Source organism: Synechococcus sp. R55.7, from assembly GCF_047461955.1.
Lineage (GTDB): Bacteria > Cyanobacteriota > Cyanobacteriia > Thermostichales > Thermostichaceae > Thermostichus.
On the sequence record NZ_JANSIC010000451.1, the window covers coordinates 1 to 755 of the forward strand.

Below are 755 nucleotides of genomic sequence, written 5' to 3' on the forward strand. Positions count from 1 at the left end.
ACGCGAGTTATCGATGGGAAAGAGCAGTTTGTCGAACATAGCCGAGGATCCCAACGGTCGACCCCAGTCCCTATCCAAATTCAAGTTCAAGGCGAAGGCTGACTTTATTCTACCAACTTTGCCGGGGGCTGAAGGATCCCAGCCCATTTTCCTATTGTGAGGGGCTCGACCTTAGCCGCTTGGCATCAACCGGAAACGGGAGCCCTTTTGGATAAGCAGTAGAAGACGCCCTGCATACTGCTCATGGGAAAGCCCGACCTTTTGAAGCTGTGCTTGGCTGGGGTTTACGCAGTTCCTGCCGTTGGGCCACTTCCAGATCAAGCTAAACGGCAATTGGGATCTAGAGCCGCAGAAATGGTCTCCTGGATCTGCTGTTGCTGCAGGGATCCCTCGGGCAGTTGCCTATTGTTTTTGACAAACCTGGCATTCCAACTCGCTGTCAGGGCACCATCCACAAAATCTGCATCTGATAAAAGGCTCAAAGTTTGCTGCAGTTCTGCCGTGTTGAGAACATTGCCAATACACAAAAAATATTCTGGAAACCCAAAAAATCAGAAGAGGCCAAATCCTCAGTAGCATGAAAGTTATTCCTATGTAAATCTTATCTGGCTTTGATTGCCTCTTTGGAACGAATCGGTAGAAATGGCCAGCGGAAAATCGAGCGCACTTCCCCCCTCTGCAGACTTCAACCGGTTAGAGCGTGCAAGGCTCCTGTTGCCCGCCGCAGAAACCGCAAGAGAAGGTTAAGCTAAGGC

Annotated in this window: 1 pseudogene; it reads right to left on the reverse strand. The window is 50.5% G+C overall.

The annotated features are described in order from the left end of the window. Positions 1-332: 332 nt before the first annotated feature. Positions 333-527, reverse strand: a pseudogene (locus tag NW820_RS13075) (PKHD-type hydroxylase); the annotation flags it as partial. Positions 528-755 lie beyond the last annotated feature (228 nt).